Raw genomic sequence first — 20,393 nt, 5'->3', positions numbered from 1 at the left:
GCCCGAAGCCTACATCGGCAATGCGGCGAATCTGTTTGACGCTGACGGTGCCGTTGCGAATGCAGACACCAAGGAGTTTTTGCGCAAGTTTATGCAGGCATTCGCAGAATGGGTCAATAAAGTGGGATGACAGTAAAAATTCAAATGTACTCACGATATGCACTGGCCAGCGGGCAAGGACACAGAAGCTGACACCTGCCGAACGCAGACAAAATAGGGGGACAGGGATATAAAACAATATCCCTGTCCCCCTATTATTGCCGGACTTCTGGAATAGCTACAGAAACAATAGCGTTGATGTACGAAGCCCGCTCTTCCTTCCGGGAGATAGGGTGCCAAGAGGACAGAGCTGCGACACGCTACGCCACCACAGGTAAGCAAGGCAATGTGTTTTTGCTCACAACTCTTCTCCCCTACTGAAAATCTTTTACTCGCCTTGCAATATTTTGGCCACTTTTGGCGCCCTCAACAGTGCAGACGACTGCAGTCCGGATCCCAATAAAGGCCGCACGTAATACTTGAAAGCGTCGGTAACGTGATTGCCATCCTCATTGATATACTCGTCAGGCATAAGTTTTGTTTTACCCGCTATCTCTTCAAGCCTGACCAATCGATAATCGACTGAATAAAATCCAGTACGGTTGATAGTAACAGACCCATCTATGTCTTGCCACATCGCCATTTGAACTGCTCGTTCCCCAACTTCCCGGGCTTCTTGCTGATCGACATCGGAAACACAGCCTAAAAACGACCTCTGCAGGTAACCAAACGTATCACTGCGAACTCTGGGTATCCCTAATTTTCCCTTAACTTCTTGGGTCAGCAAATCCCCAAGGGCTCCCGTTCCAGAAAGAGTTAAATTACCGTGAGAATCTACGTCGATATCCTTGCGTAAAGACGCTAGAATAGGTATGCCGGAATCATCCTTTATTCCTTCTGATACAGCTACAACACACCTCCCCAGCCGATCATAGATCCTCTTAATGTCGCCAAGGAATTTGTCAATATTAAATCTTCGTTCCGGAAGATATATCAGGTGCGGACCATCGTCCGGATATTTCTGAGCAATTGCGGAAGCTGCAGTAAGAAAGCCTGCATTACGTCCCATGACGATTCCCAGGTAAACTCCAGAGAGAGCCCGTGTGTCAAGATTAATACCTGTAAACGCCTGAGCGACAAATCTTGCTGCTGATCCATAACCCGGAGTATGGTCATTAAGCACCAAATCATTGTCAATCGTCTTCGGGACATGAATAGCACGAAGATCATATTTTGCCATTTTTGCCTCTTCATTTACAATACGTACGGTATCTGCCGAATCATTTCCCCCGATATAAAAGAAATACCGTACATCATGAGCCTTGAGCACTCTAAATATTTCATGGCAATATTTGCTGTCAGGCTTTACCCGTGTTGACAATAGCGCAGAAGAAGGCGTCAGTGCGACTTGCTCCAAATTATGCGTCGTCTCCTGAGTAAGGTCAAGAAAATCCTCATTAAGCAGACCCTCCACCCCTTTAATCGCTCCATATACTTTTGTAACCTGAGGAAATTTTCTCGCTTCCAGGACAAGCCCGGCCAGTGTCTGATTGATAACCGCAGTAGGTCCTCCCCCCTGAGCAATAAGGACTTTACCTGCCAATGACATATTTGCTACCTCCCACAACTATAAAATGGATTTTCCCTGAATGCTTCATGGATATAATAATATTATTACCATCTGCTGATCATCCAGAACCAGAGTTTACAGAAATTGTAAGGACGTTCTCCAAACTAAACTTTTGTTAGACTTCATATAAATAGAAATACCCTACAAATACAAAAGCTCCTGCAATTTCAGGACATTTGCAGAGCTTCGGCATCCACCAATTTGTTGCACCCAATCCAGCTTCGTCATTACCAATAAAGCGTATATAGAACATCTATTTCTTCACCTTTGGCAAATTCAACAGGTAATTAAAAGGCCCCTTTCAGTTTGGGATATCTAACTGAAAAGGGCCTCATTATATTTTATACTTGCCGCTGATTACAAAAGCTCCTGCAATATCAGAACATCTTGCAGGAGCTTCAACATCACCGATCAGTATTTGTTTCTCCACTGCAATAGAATCGATGAATGGATAATGACTGCTACAGAACCTATATTATGCACCAAAGCGCCTAAAACAGGATTCAGGATGCCCATGACTGCCAACCCGATTGCGGCGAAATTTAAAATCATAGAGGCCGCCAGGTTTATATGAATCGTCCGCATCACTTGTCTTGAGAGAAGGAGTAAATGAGGAATTTCCTTGATATCATCGCCAACAAGGACAATATCGGCAGCCTCAACGGCAATATCACTGCCCACGCCGCCCATGGCAATGCCGACCTGCGCCGCTTTAAGGGCCGGTGCATCATTAATTCCATCGCCTACCATGCAAACCGGCTCGTCTTGTTCCTGGTATTGCCGGATTACAGTTAGTTTATCTTCAGGAAGGCAGTTGGCCTTTACATACTGAATGCCTGCAGTTCCGGCAATGTGATTTGCCGCCTGCGTAATATCTCCCGTTAACAGCAGTGTATTGATTCCCGTGCTTTGAATCGCTTGGACCGTATTGGCGGCGTCAGGTCGAATGGCATCGGCTAACGCAACGAAACCGATCACTTGTCTGTCATCTTCCATTACATAGATGACAGTGCACCCCTCCGCCTTAGCCAGTTCAACCTCTTTAACGAGCTGATCCGGCAAATTCAGCGAGTGATCAACCAGCAGCGCCTCGTTTCCTGCGAGTATGCTCCGGCTTTTTACCTTGGCCGAGACGCCCCGTCCGGGTATAAGCAAGAAAGTTTCCGGTTCAACCGGCGATTGGCGATAGGTTTGTTTGTAGTGCGCGACAATAGCCTTGCCCAGCGGATGCTCCGAACGCATCTCCGCACTGGCTATCATCTCAAAAAATTCTGTATGACTGATATCAAAACTGCAATTTACTATTTTCACAACAGACGGCTTGCCATATGTAAGTGTACCTGTCTTATCAAAAGCAATACGTTTAACTTTTGCCAGCCGTTCCAATGCATCGCCCCGACTCACTAAAATGCCATATTTCGTTGCGTTGCCGATCCCAGCCATAATGGCAGTAGGTGTCGCCAAGACCAGAGCACAGGGGCAAAACACAACAAGCACTGTAACAGCGCGAATCATCTCACCTGTTACCAGCCATGTGACAGCGGCGGAAACAAGGGCAGCAATAACAATCCATGTAGCCCATTGGTCAGCTGTAGCAACAATTTGGGCCTTGCTAGCATCTGCGGATTCCACAAGACGAACCATTCGCTGTAATGAACTGTCCTCGCCGACTTTTTGCGCCACCATATCAAAAGTTCCAAACTGGTTGACTGTCCCGCTTTGTACTGCATCACCCTCGCTTTTATCGACAGGCAAGGCTTCCCCTGTCATTACAGACTGATCAATAGAGGTTTGTCCTTTGGTAATAATACCGTCAACAGCAATGGTTTCGCCGGCAAGTACTCTCAGAGTATCGCCAATTTTCACTTGTTCAGCCGGGATTATCAGGTCCTCGCCGTCTCGCACGACTCGTGCCTCAGCAGGTGTTAGACGGATCAATTTTTCGATTCCGGCGCGGGCTTTTGCCACTGTCCGCTCTTCCAAATAAGCGCCGACCGTCATGATGAACGCCACTTCGCCGGCGGCAAAAATCTCACCAATAGTAACCGCTGCCGCCAAAGCAATCGAGACAAGAACGTCGGCTTTGATATCAAAATCTTTGATAAGTGCAGCCGCAGCCTCTTTGACAATGGGAATGCCACAAAACAGGATAGCCACCCACGCTGCGTCCATAGGCAATTTACCAATATCAAAAAAACTGATAATGAGAGAGACAAAAGAAATTCCCAAGAAAAGCAAAGTACGCTTATCATCGTTTTCCAGATACGATATCAAAACATCACTCCTTATACGTATAGGGGTATATGTATACCAAGGCGATTATACCCCTATGGGTATGCAATGTCAAATAAAAAAAGCAACCGTTGCGGGTTGCTCTGAATTGTCACAATCTGGGGTTTGTGTTACAAACGCGAAAAATGTTCTACTGCTTTTGCAAAGTTGGAAATCGTCTTCTCGGCATCTCCCTGTTCTATGCCTTCACGAACACAATGATGAAGATGGCCTTCTAAAACAACCTGTCCCACCTTATGAAGCGCCTTTTTCGCCGCATTAACTTGTATCAGCAGTTCCTCACAAGGGATATCTTCATCCACTGCTTTATCAATGGCTCTGAGTTGTCCTATAATTTTATTAATTCGTCTATGCAGATTATCGGCATCCATACATTGGCGCATTTCATTACCTCCTAGATACCCACAGGGGTATATTAACAGAATATCATGCTTTCCATCTTATGTCAATGTCGCTGCGATAACCCGTGTCAGTCAGCGACTAGCCAGTTGATTTAATTTCGCTGCAAGATACATGCCGAGGCCGATAATACTTTCAACATGCAGAATATCCGCAATGGAAGGGTCGTAAAGCACCGTGGCATTGGCCCGGACTTCTTCGTCACCTTCCCACATAACTATACACAGAGGTATTTCAGGAAATGCATGAAAAACAACGGATGCACTGCCCAATGAAGCGGATTGGCCTCCCAGAGCAGCCGCACAGGTCAACAGCTCTTTGGGCTGTTTTCCAAAGGTTTTGAGAAGAACTTCAATTGTATTCTTACGAAATGCAGGATAAAAAAGTGCTCCACCCTTAGGTATTTCTTTTAGCGATACCCATTTTTTATCTGGCGTAGGGGATATGTCTGAAAACGATAGGTAGTTAAGAATTATGATGGATGCCGTAATGTCAGGAATCTGCCCGGCAGTTTTTCCGGTAATGGTTTCATTGCGGCAGTCCAGGATATACTCTGAATTAAAAAACGGCACGGTGAATTGGTTTTTGCTGCTGCAGTAGGATACCGAGCGTCGGGAGACAATCTCTTCAGGCAGCTTTTTCTTTACATCCTGCCACCCTTTATCATAGGCTATGCGATAATTCGTTTCCATTGGCATTCTCCTTTCTTACGTTTGATTCACTAATTCCACGTTGCTTTCCTTTGTTTGCACTATATAGCGCTAAGAGGTCAAGAGGGGCAGCAGATTTTAATAAATAATCCGGTTCTATTTCCGTGCATCGGTTAGCCGCTGCCTGTAAATCGTAAAAGGTTTCCCATTTTGCTTTGACTAATTCCTTCCCTGTTAGTCTAAGCAAGAAAGCGGGATGATAGGTCGCGATAGCCGGTATCCCATATTTGGTTTGAAACCATTTTCCACGGTCCTTTGTTATGCGAGCGTTGGCGTTAAGAAGGTACTTTAAAGCAACACTTCCCAAAGCGATGATAATTCTAGGTTTTACAGCGGCTAATTCGTTATCTAACCATCGCGTTGCACAAAAGCTGCCTTCATCGACGGTAGGCGTTCGGTTTCCCTTGGGGCGGCATTTTATTATGTTTGTCGTATAGACTCTGTCTCTTGTAATCCCAACACTCCATAGTGCTTTATCAAGCAACTTCCCCGAGTTGCCGATTAAAGGCACCCCAAACTGATCTTCTGTCTCGCCGGGGCCTTCTCCGACGATAGCGATGGGACTGGCCATACTGCCATTAAACGCTGTGGGACCCAGGTTCCCTTCATTGCACAAATGACAGAGATTGCATTGATAGAGTTTTTCTATCAATTCGGTGTGCAGATTCACTGTAATCACCTCAAGTGTTTTTTCTTCCGGTTCGCAGTATATATACAACTTTGATTATATCTCTTTTTATGTCCTTTATAATACATTTATGTTAAGATAATTATAAGTTTCTTAAATTTTCATGTGAGATTGGAGGAGCTATTTTTATGATCGCATCTGCAATTGTCCGGAATATCCGTGACATTGTCGGCGCCGAATATGTTCTCGATTCAGATCTGGACCGTTTCGGCTATTCCTACGATGCGTCCTTTGTGCCTCTGTTTCCGGCTAATTTGCCGGATCTGGTGGTACGGCCGCTCACTACCGGGCAGGTATCCCAGGTGATGAAACTGGCGAATGAACACAACATACCCGTTACTCCCCGGGGAGCGGCCAGCGGACGTACCGGCGGCTCTATCCCGCTGCAAGGAGGCATCTCCCTGTCCCTGGAGCGGATGAACAAAGTGATTGAGCTGGACGAAAAAAATATGATGATCACGGTGGAAGCCGGAGTACTGACCGGTGACATATACAACCTGTGTGCCCGGAAAGGGCTCTTCTACCCGCCGGACCCGGCCAGTTACAAGTTCTCGACCATTGGCGGCAATATCGCCGAAGATGCCGGCGGCATGAGAGCCGTAAAATATGGTGTTACCCACAACTTTGTCATGGGTTTGGAGGTCGTGCTGGCCGACGGCACTGTCATCCACACCGGCGGCAAATCGATCAAAAATGTCACCGGCTATAATCTAACGCAGCTTTTCACCGGTTCGGAAGGAACTCTGGGCGTCGTGACCAAGGCAATTCTGCGGCTTATACCCATGCCGAAGTATCGCAATACGCTGCAGTTAATATTCTCTTCCCTGGACGGAGCCTGCGCCACCATCCATCAAATGCTGCAATCCGGCGTCGTACCTGCTTCCGCCGAACTGATGGACCGCACCTGCCTGAACGCCATTTCCCGCAACCGCAAAATGGAATTTCCTGAAAAGGCGGAGGCTTGTATTGTGACCGAGGTGGACGGCGCCGAAGAATATGAAATCAAAAAACAGGCCGAGCAAATTGAAGCCATCGCCCGCAAAAATGATGTCATTGAGCTGCGCGTCGCCAAGACAGCCCAGGAGGCTGATGAAATTTGGGCGATTCGTCGCGCCCTGAGCCCTGCAGTAGGCGCTCTGGCGCCTGATCGGGTCAGTGAAGATATCTCGGTCCCCCGCAACGAGTTTCCGGAGATCGTACGACAAATCCGCCAGATCGCCGGCAAATACAATCTTGCTTTTGCCGTATACGGACACGCGGGAGACGGTAACCTGCACCCTTCCATTCTCTGCGATATGTCCGATCCGGAACAGGCGCCCCGCGTACATGCCGCGGTGGAAGAAATATTTGCCGCCACTTTGGCGCTGGGCGGCACTCTATCCGGTGAACACGGCATCGGCATCACCAAACAGCATTATATAAAAGATGCCCTGAGCGAAGCAGGTGTCAACACTCTGAAAGCGGTTAAACAATCGCTGGACCCTAAAGGGATACTCAACCCAGGGAAAATGTGGTAAGGGAGGAAACCACCTATGACTAAAGATAAAACAGCTTTGCTGAAAGAAATTAACGCCATCGTGAGTCAATGCGACCGCTGCGGTTCCTGTCATCTGGTCTGCCCCCTGTTTGCCGTAAAAGACCGGGAGGTTTGCGGCTCACGCGGCAAAATAAACGCAGCCCGCGCGCTGATTAAAGGCGGTATAGCACCGGAAGCCGCTATTCTGGAGGCAGTCGAATTCTGCCTGCTCTGCGGCGCCTGCACCGACGTATGCGCCAGCAAAGTAAAAACCCCGGACGCCATGATGAAGGTCCGACAGTATCTCGCCGCCTCCTCGCAAAAAAGCCAAGGCTACTCTGACACAGAGAAGCAGGATATGGAGCGGGGTTATCAAACCCTGGTCGAATGCTGTAAAAACCTGCCGTCTGCTAAAGGCGCGCAGGATACTAAAGTTTCCTATTTCTTCGGCTGCACTGCGCGGCTGACCAGTCCTGACAGCGCGATTCAGACCGTAAAACTGTTAGCCTCAACTGCCAACGTCGCTTTGAAAAATAGCGCCTGCTGCGGCCTGCCGGCTCTTATTCGCGGCCGTATCGACGAATATCTGGAGAATACCAAAAAAAACATTGAGCTCTACAAAGAGGCCAACACGATCGTCTGCGACTGCGCCGGCTGCAGCGATGTCCTCAAAAAGGCCGCCTCATATCTGGCTGACGATGCCGAATGGGCGGAACGGGGCAAGGTTTTCAGCCAAAAGGTCGTTTCACTGAGCGAGTATTTGGCGAAAATAGGCTACACGCCTCCGAAGAAGGTCGCGGAAAAGATAACCTATCAGGACCCTTGCCGCTTAGGCAGAAACCAGGGCATCAAAAAAGCGCCCCGGGATCTTCTGAAAGCCGCCGGCGACTATGTGGAGATGCCTGGCTCTGACACTTGCTGCGGCGGTTCCTGCTTCTTCCCGTCAGATTATCCGGAAGCCGCCGATGCCTTGGCCGCTAAAAAGCAAGCCAGCATCGAAAAAACCGGAGCTTCCATTGTGGCCACCGAATGTCATCGCTGTCTCGGCCGGCTCAAAAAAGTCGCAGCCAAAAGCGGCGGCAAATTCCGGGCCGTGCATATCAGTGAATTATTGTAACTGTCGTTATCTAAGGTAAAACCCAGCGCCTGTTATCTGAACCGCACGATGAAAACATACAATGAAAGAGAAAACCTCCAGTTGCAGGATAGAATTACGGCTGGAGGTTTTCTTTTATTTAAAAATAGTGGAAATACTTCATCTTAATGTTATAATGTAGTAAAAACTTTAAAATGGAGGGGATTCTGTGACGGACCATGTTTTTTACCGCAATCTAAAAAAGCAGTACAAAGAGGTTTCCCATGGTGAAGGAATCTATCTGTACGACACCGATGGCAACCGTTATATTGATGCGGCATCGGGAGCAGCCGTATCCAATCTCGGGCACGCCCACCCCAAAGTCATCCGGGCCATGGAAGAACAAGCCCGCAAAGTAGCCTTCAGTCATCTCTCCCGCTGGACTTCGCCGGCTATCCGGGAGCTGGCGTCTCTGACCGCCACCCTGGCTCCGGGTACCCTCAATAAGCTGTATCTGGTTTCCGGCGGTTCGGAAGCCACTGAATCGGCGCTGAAAATGGCGCGGCAATACTACCTGGAGCGGGATGGCGCCGCTTCTCCGAAGCACCGGATCATCTCCCGCTGGAAAAGCTTTCACGGCAATACTATCGGCGCTCTGTCCATGACCGGTGACAAACGCCGCCAGAAATATATGCCGCTGCTCCTGGATTTCCCTCATATTCCCCAGTGTTACTGTTACCGTTGTCCCTTCAGCTGTCAGCCGGAAACCTGCGGCGTCGAATGTGCCCATGCCCTGGAGACGGCCATCAAAGAAGCCGGCCCCGAGAACGTCGCCGCCTTTATCGCTGAGACAGTGGTAGGCGCCGCCTGCGGTGCTTTGGTTCCTCACCGGGATTATTTCAAAATCATCCGACAAATTTGCGATCGCTATGATATTCTGTATATTGACGATGAGGTCATGGCCGGATTTGGCCGGACCGGCCGCATATTCGCTATTGATGAATGGGATGTCATTCCCGATCTCATCTGCGCAGCCAAAGGCATGAGCGCCGGTTACTCGCCTCTGGGCGGCGTTATTGCCAAAGACAAAATTTACGATACTTTTAAAAATGGTTCCGGCAGCTTTGTCCATGGCCATACCTATGGCGGCAATCCCTTGTCAGCCGCTGTCGCCGCCGCCGTGGTAAAGGTTCTCATTGAAGAAGACCTGGCAGCCAATGCCCGCACGGTTGGTGCCTATCTTTTGCAGAATCTCCGGGAAAAGCTGCTGCCCTTCGCCTATGTAGGCGATGTGCGTGGTATCGGGCTCATGCAGGGGGTGGAACTGATTAAGAATAAAGCCACCAAAGAACCATTCCCGGCCGGCGCCGGCATCGCCGAAAAACTGACTATCACTCTGATGAAGCATGGCGTGATCGTTTACCCCGGCACGGGTAATGCCGACGGTGAAAACGGCGATCAGTTCCTGCTGGCGCCGCCGCTCATTCTGACCCACAGTCAGGCTGATGAACTGGCCGACCGGATGGTGGCTGCTTTTGCCGAATTTGAGGCTGTAGCCAAAACCTATCAATAAATAGGAAAAGAGGGGACAGATATGGAAAAGCTGATCATCACCATTGCTCCCACCGGCAATGTGCCAACCAAGGCTATGACGCCCCATGTTCCGGTCACTGCTGCCGAAATCGCCGCCGATATCGTCACCTGCCACCAGGCCGGCGCCGCCGTCGCCCACATTCATGCCCGGGACCATGCCGGCCTTCCTACCGCCGGACTCGAATGTTTCCGGGAGATCTGGCAGGCCCTGGATCAAACCGGCTGTCCGGTCATCCGGCAAATCTCCACCGGCGCCAGGGCCGGCAACTCGGCTGAAGCCAGGGCCGAAGCCCTCTCCCTCGACCCCGAATCCGCCAGCCTTACCACCGGGTCCACTAATTTCCCCAATAAAGCCAATCTTAACGATCCGGATCTGATTCATTTCTTGGCCCAAACCATGCACGAACGCAACATCAAACCTGAAATCGAGATTTTCGACCTGGCCATGATCAACAATGCCGTGGAACTCCAGAAAAAAGGATTACTGGCTTCTCCCCTGCAGTTCAATCTGGTCATGGGAGTCAAGGGCGCTATTCCCGCCACTGCTAAAAATCTGTTCTTCCTGGTTGACAGCCTGCCGCCGGGTTCGGTCTGGACTCTCTCGGCCATTGGTCCTCAGCATCTGCCTCTGTCCATGATCGCCATGGCCCTTGGCGGCCATATCCGGGTGGGGGTGGAAGACAACATCTATTATAGTAAAGGGGTTCTGGCCACCAACATTATGCTGGTCGAGCGAATCGTCGCTTTGGCTAAAGCCATGGGACGGGAACTCGCCTCCCCGGCGGAAGCCCGCCGGATACTTGGCTTAGCCGGCTGAAAACAGGATCATAGACCTGAAAAGGAGATGGCGCACCGGGTTTTATGAAGCCCAATGCGCCATCTCCTTTCAGTGTCCGGCTATTCCTTATAATACACCCCGAACTTATTGCATCCCTCTTCAAAATCAGCCAACGTCTGTGTGGTTTGTTCCAGATCATAGGTCCCGGCGGATATAACCAGCGCATTGACCAGACTCAAAGGAGCCACAAACGAATCAATAAAGGAAGGCGTGGAGCTCTGGGCCAGCAGCAGCACTTCACTGTATTGAGCTAAGGGGGAGGTCAGAGTATCCGTTATGCCAATGGTCGACGCTCCCTTTTCCCGGGCGTACTGCATGCTCTCCACGGTCTGACGGGTATAGCGGGCAAAGGAGAAACCGATCACCAAGTCTTCCGGTCCAACTCCGGCAAGCCCTTCCACAAAAAGATTGCCGCTGACCATCTGACAGTTTTTAAACAGAAGCTGAAGGTAAAAATGCAGAAACTGCCCTAACACCACAGCGCTGCGCAAGCTGACGATATAAATCCGCCGGGCGCCGATAATCTTGTCTACAGCCAGTGCAAAGTCCTTTGTGTTGAGGCTTTCCAGCGTTTGCCGCATATTGTCGCTGTCCATATTAAATACACTCCGGACAATATCGGTCCGGCTGTCTTTTGGGGAAAGTTTCAGGCGATCCACCGTAGTGATGCGGTTACGCACCATATCCTGCAGTGCTTTCTGCAGCTCCGGATAACCGTCATAGTCCAACAGCACGGCAAACCGGATCACGGTGGCTTCACTGACTGACAGCAGCTGACCTAATTTAGACGCGGTCAGAAATACGGCTTGATCATAATGCTGCAGCATATATTCGGAAATTTTTTTATGACTCTTAGACATCTGAGGATACTGTTCCTGAATTCGCTTGGCCAAAGGTTTACGCACGATGACACCCCATCATCTTATCTTTTGTAACAGTATACCATTTTTTCCTGCTTTGCACATGCTTATTAAGCGGCTTACACCTTATAATAGTATCGTCTCCTGAAGGGAAATGATTAAACAAACCGGCCCCATCATAAAACGATGCGGGCCGGTTTGTTGCAAGCCGATATTTGATTTATTGGATCAAGCCCTGAGACTTTAACCACTGTCTCGCGACTTCTTTGGCGTCTTTCTTTTCCAAATCCACCTGCGCATTTAAAGCGGCCATTTCCTCATTGCTAATTTTCCCGGCTAGCAGATTCAGAGCATCGGCGATTTGGGGGTGTCTTTTGAGCAGGTCCTCCCGGACGATCGGCGCGGCATAGTAAGGCGGGAAAAAGTTTTTGTCGTCTTGCAGAACCTTGAGTTTAAACGCCGGAATACGTCCGTCCGTAGCGAAGCCGTCAATTACATCCACTTTTCCGTCCCGGGCGGCGGCATAAGTCAACCCTGGGTCCATGCCGTTCACATTCTTGAAATTCAGGCCATATGCCTCCCGCAATCCTTTATAGCCATCCGGGCGCTCCAGGAATTCGGGGGTGCAGCCCATCACCAGATTGGGAGCTTTGACAATAAGGTCGCTAAACTTTTCAATGCCCATCTCCGCCGCTTTATCCTCACGCATGGTGAGAGTGTACGTATTGTTGAAGCCGAAAGGCTTAAGCCAAGTGATCTGTTTTTGATCCCGGTAGATTTGCGCGACTTTTTCGTAAGCCTTTTGCGGATCATTAATCAGCGGCTGCTGCAGCAGGTTGATCAGGGCTGTTCCTGTGTATTCCGCATAAATCTGGATGTCGCCCCGATCCAGGGCTTGCGCAACAATGCTGGTTCCTCCCAGGAAGGGTTTAGTCTCCACCGCGAGACCGGTCTTGTCCTCGATGATGTATTTCATCATATATACCAGGATATCTTGCTCGGTAAAATTTTTGCCGCCGATGACAATGCGGTCGCTTTTATCACTGCCCAGGGAGCATCCTGCGACAGCAGCAGCCAGAAAGATCACCAGCAATAACCATGAAATTTTTTTCATGAGGTCCCTCCTTTAAACGGTTCTGAGTTATTTTTGCAGACCTTTCGGCTGCACAGACCCTTCGAGTCGTTTCAGCACATAGTCAAAGACCATTGCCAGTAATGCGGCAGGCAGGGCGCCGGCCATAATCAGTTCGGAATTCGCCATGGAAATGCCCCGGAAAATAAGATCTCCCAGTCCGCCGGCGCCGATCAGGGCCGCTAAGGTTGCCACGCCTACCAGCAGGACGCTGGCAGTTCGTATCCCGGCCATGATGACCGGCAAAGCCATCGGGAGTTCAACCATGAACAAAACCTGTTTCGATGTCATCCCCATGCCAATTCCGGCTTCAATCACCGCCGGAGCGACTCCCGCAATACCGGTATAGGTATTGCGCAATACCGGCAGCAGTCCGTATATCGTCAAAGCCACAATGGCCGGGAGTTCTCCGATTCCCATGAGCGGTATCATAAAACCAAGCAGCGCCAAACTGGGTATGGTCTGAAATACCGCTGTTACGCCAATAATCGGTTCGGCCCATCGCCGGTAACGCGTCAGAAGAATCCCCAGCGGTACCGCTATTAAATTCGCTAAAAGCAGCGAAATCATTGTCAATTCAATATGTTGCAACGTTGCAAACACAATATCTTCCCAGCGATTTTGCATGATGACCAGCAAATCTACGATGCTCTCCACCCCCATTTTAATGCTCTCCTAAATGCGCCGACATAACGTTTACCAGGCTGGCGCGGGTAATTGCGCCAAGCAGCCGGCGGTCTTGATCAACAACCGGCAAAAATGCGATGCCGTTTTTGCTGATGAGATGAACAGCTTCAGCCAGGGATTGAGTCGCTTCGAGAACTAAGGGCACCTCTTGCAGCACATCCTGCAAAGTCATGGTTTCGTTCTGGTAATGGCTATGAATATCCCAGATCGAAGCCTTCCCCATCAGTTTGTTGTCTTTATCCACCACCAGCAATGTATCGACTTTGTGCCGATGCATCAACAAGATGGCCTCCGCCAGCCCCCGGGAAGGACGGGAAGCGATCGGCTTGACCATCACCTCGGTAATGGGAGGGTATACTGCCTGCCGGTTTAATCGGTTTTCCCCGATAAAATTTTTCACAAATTCATCCGCCGGATGACGCAGGATTTGTTCCGGCGTGTCAAATTGGACAATGCGCCCTTTGTTCATGATGCAGATACGGTTGGCGATTTTAAGGGCTTCATCAATATCATGGGTAACGAATATAACCGTCTTATGAATTTTTTCCTGCAGTTGCACGAGCTCATCCTGCAACTGTTCCCGGCTGATCGGATCCAGCGCGCTAAAAGGCTCATCCATCAGAATGATCGGCGGGTCGGCCGCCATGGCCCGGATAACCCCAATCCGCTGCTGCTGGCCGCCGCTCAGTTCGGCCGGATATCGGCTGCCGTAAATGTCAGGATCCAAATTGACCATCCGCATGAGCTCGGAAACCCGGTTATAGTATTGGTCAACCGGCCACTTCTTCAATTTCGGCACCAGCGCCACATTGTCGCGGATCGTCATATGCGGGATCAAACCTATATGCTGGATGACATAGCCGATGTCCCGCCGGAGATTGACTGGGTTTTCTTGGCTGATATCCCGCCCTTGAATGTATATTTTGCCACGGGAAGGCTCGATCAGGCGGTTGATCATTTTCAAAGTTGTAGTTTTGCCGCAACCGCTGGGGCCGATGAGAACAACGATTTCCCCTTCGCTAATCTGCAGGTTTATTTCCTGCAAGACCTCTTGTCCGTTATGATATGTTTTGGATATTCCTTTGAATTGAATCATCCCATCCCCCCTAGTTTTTTTATTTTCGTCCCTAATGAGAAGGACGCTGTCAGCAATCACCCAGCCAGAAACCGACAACTTCATTATATGTTTAAAGTTGTTACTTTGTCAATTTTTTTATTGTTTTAATACCCCTGATTTATCCTTTAGTATTTGTTTATAGACGCAAAAAAACCGCTTTAGGCGGTTTTGAGAATATCATCTTTCACTTGTACCTCTTCCGGCTCTCTTATCAGTCTGTTCCGGGGTTGCATATCAAAGTCCCAGGCCATAAATTCTGTTGGCATTATCAAAAAACACTTTGCCGTGCTGTTCTTCCGGAATAATATGGGCGACAAATTCAATATAATTGGAAATATTGGCCAGAGGCCAATCTGTTCCGTAGAGCAGGCGGTCATAATTATCGAGATATTCCAGCCAGAGTTTTAAAAAGTCAATGTACCCGCGCTTTCTGGCGAAAAAATCCGGCATATTTGCGATCCGGCCTTCCAAAAGTCCCGAAAGATCAGCCGCTACATTTTCATTCTTATCCATGATCGCCACAGCATCCACCAACCAGGGATTGCCAATATGGCACATGACAAATTGAACCTGCGGATAGCGTACGGCTGCCTCATCCAGAACCATGGGGTGACTGTATTTTAAAAGGGCCTGACTGGTGGCCGTCAGGCCGGTATGAACAGCTACCGGCTTTTTATACTGCATCGCCAGCTGATAAAAGGGGTCAAGCACCGGATCGTAAATATAAAAGTGATTGTAGCCCGGATATAGTTTTATGCCGACGCAATTCTTTCTTTGCAGGTGCTTTGCCACCAAATCAGCCTGTTGTACAATCTCTCCCGTGTTAAAACAGGTGCTGTCCAAGCCTATGCAGTAGCTAAGATAGTCAGGATAGTTGTGCTGGCTCAATTCCAGACCCCGGTTGCCCATAACGACAGCATGAACAATATTATGCTCGGCATATTGACCTTTCAGATGCTCACTGCTATTTTCATGACCCGCCAATTCTGCAATATGGTTAAAATAGGGTTCCTCCCGGCAGAAATGGATATGGGCGTCAATTATCCCTGGAATCTTCATAATATTAGTCCTTCCTCGCGTGTTTTCTTAATCTGTTAATATTATATGGATTATTTTTTTAGAAAAACAAGACGGATAGTTTTATTTTATCATATCGTAGAACATTTACGTAAGAAGAAATACACGACAAACAAAGTATTATTAGGCAAAGTGCGTACCTTTTGCCATTGAACCGGCACCTTGACCATTCCCTTTATGTAAGACTACAATAATAAATGATACGTAAACCTTGAAATTATTAAAGCAGGTGAAAGCATGCCCTTTTCCTCCTCGCTGCTGGTGACGATGTTCGAATGGATGAGCGTGATAGCCACGACAGCTTTTATCCTGTCCCAGACAAAAGTATTTCAAAGACTGATAAAATATCGGACCAACTACGGCGATAAGCTGAAGCTGATCCTGCTGTTTGCATTGCTGGCTATTTTCAGTACCTATACCGGCATTCCGGTACACGATGCCCTGGCCAATTCACGGGTGATCGGCGCTATGACTGCTGGTTTGCTGGGGGGACCGGCCGTTGGCGGCGCCGCAGGACTGATTGCCGGTATTCATCGCTACTGTTTAGGAGGGTTCAGCGCTTTTGCCTGCGCCATATCCACCACAGCCGAAGGAATATTGGGCGGTCTGTTCCGGTTGTATTACAGAGAACGCCCCATCCCCTGGCCGGTCGCCCTGGCGGCCGGAGTCTGCGGCGAAACCTTGCAGATGTTAATTATCCTGGCGGTTGCCCGGCCTTTTCAGGATGCCTGGGGGCTGATCCAGGCCATTGCAGTGCCGATGATCACCGTTAACCCGGCAGGTATCGCCATCTTTATTGTTATTGTCAACAATGCCATTGAGCAGCACAGCCGGATCGGCGCTGTCCAGGCGCAAAAGGCGCTGCACATTTCCACGCAAACCCTGCCTTATCTGCGTCAGGGCCTGACGCCCTACTCGGCGGAAAACACAGCCGCCATTATTCACGGCTTGAATGAGTATGCCGCCGTAAGCATTACCGACCAGCAAACCATCCTTGCCCACATCGGCGCAGGCAGTGACCACCATATTCCCCGAACCAGCCCGCTCACCCTGGCTACCAAGGAAGTTTTGAAAACGGGCTTGATCCAGACAGCCGCAACCAAGCGTGAAATCGGTTGCAACCATCCCGGGTGCACTTTGGGCAGCGCGGTGATCGTTCCGCTGAAACACGGCCAACAGGTCATTGGTGCACTGAAATTGTATCATACCGCCGAACGCTGCATTTCTCCGCTGGATATGGAACTGGCCTCCGGGCTGGCGCATCTGTTCTCCACTCAGCTGGAACTGGCCGAAATTGACCGCCAGTCCCAACTGGCTGCCCATGCCGAGATGCGGGCCCTGCAGGCCCAGATCAACCCGCATTTCCTGTTTAATACATTAAACACCATCAGTTCCCTCATCCGCACCCGTCCGGAAACTGCCCGGGATATTATCATCAAACTCAGCACATTTTTTCGCCATAGCATGCAAAAATCCAGCCATACCATTCCTCTGTCCGATGAACTGACACAGGTAAACGCCTACCTGTCCATTGAACAGGCGCGTTTTGGCGATAAACTAGCCGTCACTTATAATATCGATCCCCGGACAGAAACCGTGCTGATACCGCCCTTTACCATACAGCCGCTGGTTGAAAACGCCATTAAACACGGTCTGCAGCCGAAGGAATCAGGCGGCGCCATCAGTATCACCTCCCGTTTGGAGGGCGCCGATGCCGTCATTTCGATTGCCGATGACGGCGTCGGCATGGACCCGGCAGAGCAGGAGCTTGCGGAGCAGCCGCGTCATGACGCGGCCCACACCGGTATCGGTTTATATAATGTCCGTGAACGCCTTAAGGGGATCTTTGGCAAAAACTATGGACTGACCATTGACAGTACACCCGGGGCAGGCAGCACCATGCACATCCGGATTCCCTTGTTGGCAAAGAAAGAAGGTGACCTTCATTAAAACTTGCAGAGCCCTCATTGTAGATGATGAATTGCCTGCTCGTGACGAGCTGCGTTTTTTATTATCGCCTTATGCCGATATCGAAATTGTCGGTGAGGCCGACAGCAGCGTCGCCGCGCTGGAACTGGCTGCCGAACTTCGTCCGCAGTTGATGTTTCTTGATATCCAGATGCGCGGCATGGATGGCTACGAAACAGCTAAAGAGCTTCGCCGCTTAGCGCCCAATATGCTGGTTGTCTTTGCCACCGCTTATGATGAATACGCGGTGAAGGCTTTCGAACTGGACGCCGTTGACTATTTGCTGAAACCGTTTGAACCAGGCCGGCTGGCTCATACGGTTGATCGCATCCGTCATATTGCCCGGGAACAAACCTGGCAGTCGGCGGCTGAAAAAGTGGATGCCCTGCTCCAGGCCAAACCTCGGTTGAGAAAATTACCGGTATACAAACAGGGTAAAATCGTTCTGCTTGATTTTCAGGATATTGTATTTGCTCAAAGCGCCGGCGATACCCTCGAAATTGTAACCGAAGCCACTACTTATACCATCAGCAACACACTGGCCGATTTGGAGGACCGCCTCCGGGGCGAGCCATTTTTGCGCATTCACAAAAGCTATATCGTAAATCTGGAAAAAATCTCTGAAATTATTCCCTGGTTCAAAGGAACCTATTGGTTAAAAATGTCCAACCTGGAGAAGAGTCAGATTCCGGTTAGCCGAAAGCTGGTAAAAACGCTGAAAGAGGTTCTTGGCATGCCCTAAGCCATAACTTGTCATTTCATTTCCATTGGCCTTTTCCTATTTCCGGTCAGCGGTGAATTTAAGCCGTTGACCGTTTTTTTATTTCATATTTTGATAAATTCCATTATCTTATGGAGGATATCTAATATTCTAACAAAATAGGAGGAAGCTTGTTATGAATGGTCTTTATCTCGTTATCATTGCGGCGCTTTGGCTAACCCTTGCTTATCGGATTTATGGCTCGTTCATCGCCGCCAAGGTACTCTCCCTTGACCGCAGCCGTACTACCCCGGCGATTTCGCACAATGACGGCCGCGACTATGTTCCCACCAATAAGTGGATTACCTTCGGCCATCATTTTGCCGCTATTGCCGGCGCCGGTCCCTTGGTTGGCCCGGTACTGGCCGCCCAATTCGGCTATTTGCCCGGTACTTTATGGATTCTGATCGGCGCAGTCATGGCCGGGGCTGTCCATGACATGGTCATTTTATTCGCCTCGGTGCGTCATGATGGATTGTCAGTAGCGGAAATTGCCAAGAAAGAAGTAAGCAACCTCTCCGGTTTCTGCACTTCTATTGCCGTGCTGTTTCTGTTGGTGATCACCATGGCCGGCATGGCCGTGGTGGTAGCCAATGCATTGTTTAACAGTCCCTGGGGCACTTTTACGGTTGCTGCTACTATTCCGATTGCCTTGTTTATCGGCGTATACCTGCGCTGGCTGCGCCCCGGCAAAATTCAGGAAGCTTCTGTGATCGGCGTAGTTTTGGTACTGGCCAGCGTGTTTGCCGGTCCCTGGGTGCAAAATTCCTTCCTGGCGCCCTATTTCACTTTTGACATTACCCAGCTCTCCCTCATGCTCGCCTTCTACGGTTTTTGCGCCGCAGCGCTGCCAGTCTGGCTCTTACTGGCGCCGCGGGATTATCTCAGCACCTATATGAAAATCGGCACGATCGCCGCTCTCACCATTGGTATCGTTTTAGTCAGACCGGAGATTCACATGCCGGCCTTCAGCCAGTTTATTCATGGCGGCGGTCCGGTCATCGGCGGCCCGGTTTGGCCCTTTGTGTTTATCACGGTTGCCTGCGGCGCTTTATCCGGGTTTCATTCTTTAATCAGCACCGGTACAACCCCGAAAATGATCACCAATGAAAAAGAAATTCTGCCGATCGGGTTTGGCGCTATGCTGGTGGAAAGCTTTGTATCGTTAATGGCGCTGATCGCGGCCACCAGCCTGCAGCCGGCCGACTATTTCGCGATCAATGCCACTCCCGCCGCATTCGCCAAACTGGGCATGGTGGTGGAGGAATTGCCTTATCTGTCCCAGCTGGTGGGGGAAGACATCGCCGGACGTCCCGGCGGCGCCGTTTCCCTGGCTGTCGGCATGGCTCATATTTTCTCCAAAATACCGGGAATGGAAGCCCTGATGTCCTTCTGGTATCATTTCTGTATCATGTTTGAAGCCTTGTTCATCCTGACGATCATTGATGCCGGCACCCGCGTGGGCCGCTATCTGTTGCAGGAAATGGGCGGCGTGATCTACAAACCGCTCAAAAATACCCACTGGTGGCCTGGCATTATCTTCACCAGCGCCTTGATCTCAGGCGCGTGGGGCTACTTGGTGCTGCAGGGCAGCATCGCCACCATTTGGCCTCTGTTTGGAGTTTGTAATCAACTGCTCGGGACATTGACCCTGGCAATCGGTACAACCCTGCTGTTCCGTATGGGAAAAGGCCGCTATGCCTGGACTACCGTCGCGCCGATGATCTTCCTGGCTGTCACTACCCTCACCGCCGGCTATATGAATATCGTAAACACCTACTTACCGGCGCAAAATTACCTGTTAGCTTCGGTCAGCGGCCTGATCATTGTTCTGGTCATTGTTGTTCTGATCGATTCCATACGCCGCTGGTTTGAGCTGTCCCGTACCGTTGCCGGCGATGTGCCGGATGCAGTGCAAAATTAATCTGATCTGAGCAATATCTGAATAGAGAGGATCTGCCGCATGCGTTTGCAAAAGCGCTTTGCGGCAGATCCTTTCTTGTTGCGGCAAT

At 49.9% G+C, this 20,393-nt stretch carries 17 protein-coding genes; 7 read left to right on the top strand and 10 right to left on the bottom strand.

What is annotated here, in order from left to right:
* Positions 1 to 427: 427 nt before the first annotated feature.
* The 5 genes from ALO_RS07850 to ALO_RS07830 form a co-directional block, all read right to left on the bottom strand.
* Positions 428 to 1,648, bottom strand: coding sequence for a 6-phosphofructokinase (locus tag ALO_RS07850; RefSeq protein WP_004573242.1), 1,221 nt, complete (start codon positions 1,646 to 1,648; stop codon positions 428 to 430).
* Positions 1,649 to 2,080: 432 nt separating this feature from the next.
* Positions 2,081 to 3,943, bottom strand: coding sequence for a heavy metal translocating P-type ATPase (locus tag ALO_RS07845; protein ID WP_004573241.1), 1,863 nt, complete (start codon positions 3,941 to 3,943; stop codon positions 2,081 to 2,083).
* 128 nt (positions 3,944 to 4,071) lie between these two features.
* Complete coding sequence (locus tag ALO_RS07840; protein ID WP_004573240.1) at positions 4,072 to 4,344, bottom strand: metal-sensing transcriptional repressor; 273 nt, start codon at positions 4,342 to 4,344, stop codon at positions 4,072 to 4,074.
* Between the two features lie 90 nt (positions 4,345 to 4,434).
* Positions 4,435 to 5,052 (bottom strand): DUF3786 domain-containing protein, encoded by a 618-nt coding sequence (locus tag ALO_RS07835; protein WP_004573239.1) that lies wholly within the window; start codon positions 5,050 to 5,052, stop codon positions 4,435 to 4,437.
* Entirely contained in the window at positions 5,024 to 5,740 is a 717-nt protein-coding gene (locus ALO_RS07830; protein WP_238528233.1) for a uracil-DNA glycosylase, read from the bottom strand. The genes ALO_RS07835 and ALO_RS07830 overlap by 29 nt, the downstream gene beginning before the upstream one ends.
* 146 nt (positions 5,741 to 5,886) lie before the next feature.
* Between ALO_RS07830 and ALO_RS07825 the strand changes: the two genes are divergently transcribed.
* From ALO_RS07825 to ALO_RS07810, 4 genes are all read left to right on the top strand, one after another.
* Positions 5,887 to 7,275, top strand: coding sequence for an FAD-binding oxidoreductase (locus ALO_RS07825; RefSeq protein ID WP_004573237.1), 1,389 nt, complete (start codon positions 5,887 to 5,889; stop codon positions 7,273 to 7,275).
* A gap of 15 nt (positions 7,276 to 7,290) precedes the next feature.
* Positions 7,291 to 8,391 (top strand): (Fe-S)-binding protein, encoded by a 1,101-nt coding sequence (locus tag ALO_RS07820; protein WP_004573236.1) that lies wholly within the window; start codon positions 7,291 to 7,293, stop codon positions 8,389 to 8,391.
* Positions 8,392 to 8,578: 187 nt separating this feature from the next.
* A complete protein-coding gene (locus ALO_RS07815) occupies positions 8,579 to 9,922 on the top strand; it encodes an aspartate aminotransferase family protein (protein WP_004573235.1) in 1,344 nt (447 codons plus the stop codon).
* Between the two features lie 21 nt (positions 9,923 to 9,943).
* Positions 9,944 to 10,759 carry a beta-keto acid cleavage family enzyme gene (locus ALO_RS07810; protein ID WP_004573234.1) on the top strand — a complete coding sequence of 272 codons (816 nt, stop codon included), beginning with the start codon at positions 9,944 to 9,946 and terminating at the stop codon, positions 10,757 to 10,759.
* A gap of 80 nt (positions 10,760 to 10,839) precedes the next feature.
* On the opposite strand, the gene ALO_RS07805 is transcribed toward ALO_RS07810, so the two are convergent.
* The 5 genes from ALO_RS07805 to ALO_RS07785 form a co-directional block, all read right to left on the bottom strand.
* Positions 10,840 to 11,685, bottom strand: a complete 846-nt coding sequence (locus ALO_RS07805) for a MurR/RpiR family transcriptional regulator (RefSeq protein WP_004573233.1) — start codon at positions 11,683 to 11,685, stop codon at positions 10,840 to 10,842.
* 175 nt (positions 11,686 to 11,860) lie between these two features.
* Positions 11,861 to 12,754 (bottom strand): glycine betaine ABC transporter substrate-binding protein, encoded by an 894-nt coding sequence (locus ALO_RS07800; RefSeq protein WP_004573232.1) that lies wholly within the window; start codon positions 12,752 to 12,754, stop codon positions 11,861 to 11,863.
* 27 nt (positions 12,755 to 12,781) lie between these two features.
* On the bottom strand, positions 12,782 to 13,435 hold the full coding sequence (locus tag ALO_RS07795; RefSeq protein WP_004573231.1) for an ABC transporter permease: 654 nt from the start codon (positions 13,433 to 13,435) through the stop codon (positions 12,782 to 12,784).
* Position 13,436: 1 nt separating this feature from the next.
* The gene (locus tag ALO_RS07790; protein ID WP_004573230.1) at positions 13,437 to 14,555 is read right to left on the bottom strand and encodes an ABC transporter ATP-binding protein; all 1,119 of its coding nucleotides are present in this window, start codon (positions 14,553 to 14,555) and stop codon (positions 13,437 to 13,439) included.
* A 255-nt stretch (positions 14,556 to 14,810) separates the two neighbouring features.
* Complete coding sequence (locus ALO_RS07785; protein ID WP_004573229.1) at positions 14,811 to 15,635, bottom strand: amidohydrolase family protein; 825 nt, start codon at positions 15,633 to 15,635, stop codon at positions 14,811 to 14,813.
* A gap of 255 nt (positions 15,636 to 15,890) precedes the next feature.
* Between ALO_RS07785 and ALO_RS07780 the strand changes: the two genes are divergently transcribed.
* From ALO_RS07780 to ALO_RS07770, 3 genes are all read left to right on the top strand, one after another.
* Entirely contained in the window at positions 15,891 to 17,603 is a 1,713-nt protein-coding gene (locus ALO_RS07780) for a sensor histidine kinase (RefSeq protein WP_004573228.1), read from the top strand.
* The gene (locus tag ALO_RS07775; protein WP_004573227.1) at positions 17,590 to 18,363 is read left to right on the top strand and encodes a LytR/AlgR family response regulator transcription factor; all 774 of its coding nucleotides are present in this window, start codon (positions 17,590 to 17,592) and stop codon (positions 18,361 to 18,363) included. The genes ALO_RS07780 and ALO_RS07775 overlap by 14 nt, the downstream gene beginning before the upstream one ends.
* Before the next feature lie 154 nt (positions 18,364 to 18,517).
* Positions 18,518 to 20,305, top strand: coding sequence for a carbon starvation CstA family protein (locus ALO_RS07770; protein WP_004573226.1), 1,788 nt, complete (start codon positions 18,518 to 18,520; stop codon positions 20,303 to 20,305).
* Positions 20,306 to 20,393 lie beyond the last annotated feature (88 nt).

Origin of the sequence: Acetonema longum DSM 6540 (assembly GCF_000219125.1) — a bacterium.
Classification (GTDB): domain Bacteria; phylum Bacillota; class Negativicutes; order Sporomusales; family Acetonemataceae; genus Acetonema; species Acetonema longum.
The sequence above is the reverse complement of the archived record's forward strand: the minus strand, read 5'-3'. Positions and strand labels throughout refer to the sequence as shown.

Excerpts from the sequence above, each read along its gene's own strand:
- ALO_RS07850 (WP_004573242.1), bottom strand. The coding sequence starts at position 1,648 with ATGTCATTGGCAGGTAAAGTCCTTATTGCTCAGGGGGGAGGACCTACT.
- ALO_RS07840 (WP_004573240.1), bottom strand. The coding sequence starts at position 4,344 with ATGCGCCAATGTATGGATGCCGATAATCTGCATAGACGAATTAATAAA.
- ALO_RS07835 (WP_004573239.1), bottom strand. The coding sequence starts at position 5,052 with ATGGAAACGAATTATCGCATAGCCTATGATAAAGGGTGGCAGGATGTA.
- ALO_RS07825 (WP_004573237.1), top strand. The coding sequence starts at position 5,887 with ATGATCGCATCTGCAATTGTCCGGAATATCCGTGACATTGTCGGCGCC.
- ALO_RS07820 (WP_004573236.1), top strand. The coding sequence starts at position 7,291 with ATGACTAAAGATAAAACAGCTTTGCTGAAAGAAATTAACGCCATCGTG.
- ALO_RS07810 (WP_004573234.1), top strand. The coding sequence starts at position 9,944 with ATGGAAAAGCTGATCATCACCATTGCTCCCACCGGCAATGTGCCAACC.
- ALO_RS07800 (WP_004573232.1), bottom strand. The coding sequence starts at position 12,754 with ATGAAAAAAATTTCATGGTTATTGCTGGTGATCTTTCTGGCTGCTGCT.
- ALO_RS07795 (WP_004573231.1), bottom strand. The coding sequence starts at position 13,435 with ATGGGGGTGGAGAGCATCGTAGATTTGCTGGTCATCATGCAAAATCGC.
- ALO_RS07790 (WP_004573230.1), bottom strand. The coding sequence starts at position 14,555 with ATGATTCAATTCAAAGGAATATCCAAAACATATCATAACGGACAAGAG.
- ALO_RS07785 (WP_004573229.1), bottom strand. The coding sequence starts at position 15,635 with ATGAAGATTCCAGGGATAATTGACGCCCATATCCATTTCTGCCGGGAG.
- ALO_RS07780 (WP_004573228.1), top strand. The coding sequence starts at position 15,891 with ATGCCCTTTTCCTCCTCGCTGCTGGTGACGATGTTCGAATGGATGAGC.
- ALO_RS07770 (WP_004573226.1), top strand. The coding sequence starts at position 18,518 with ATGAATGGTCTTTATCTCGTTATCATTGCGGCGCTTTGGCTAACCCTT.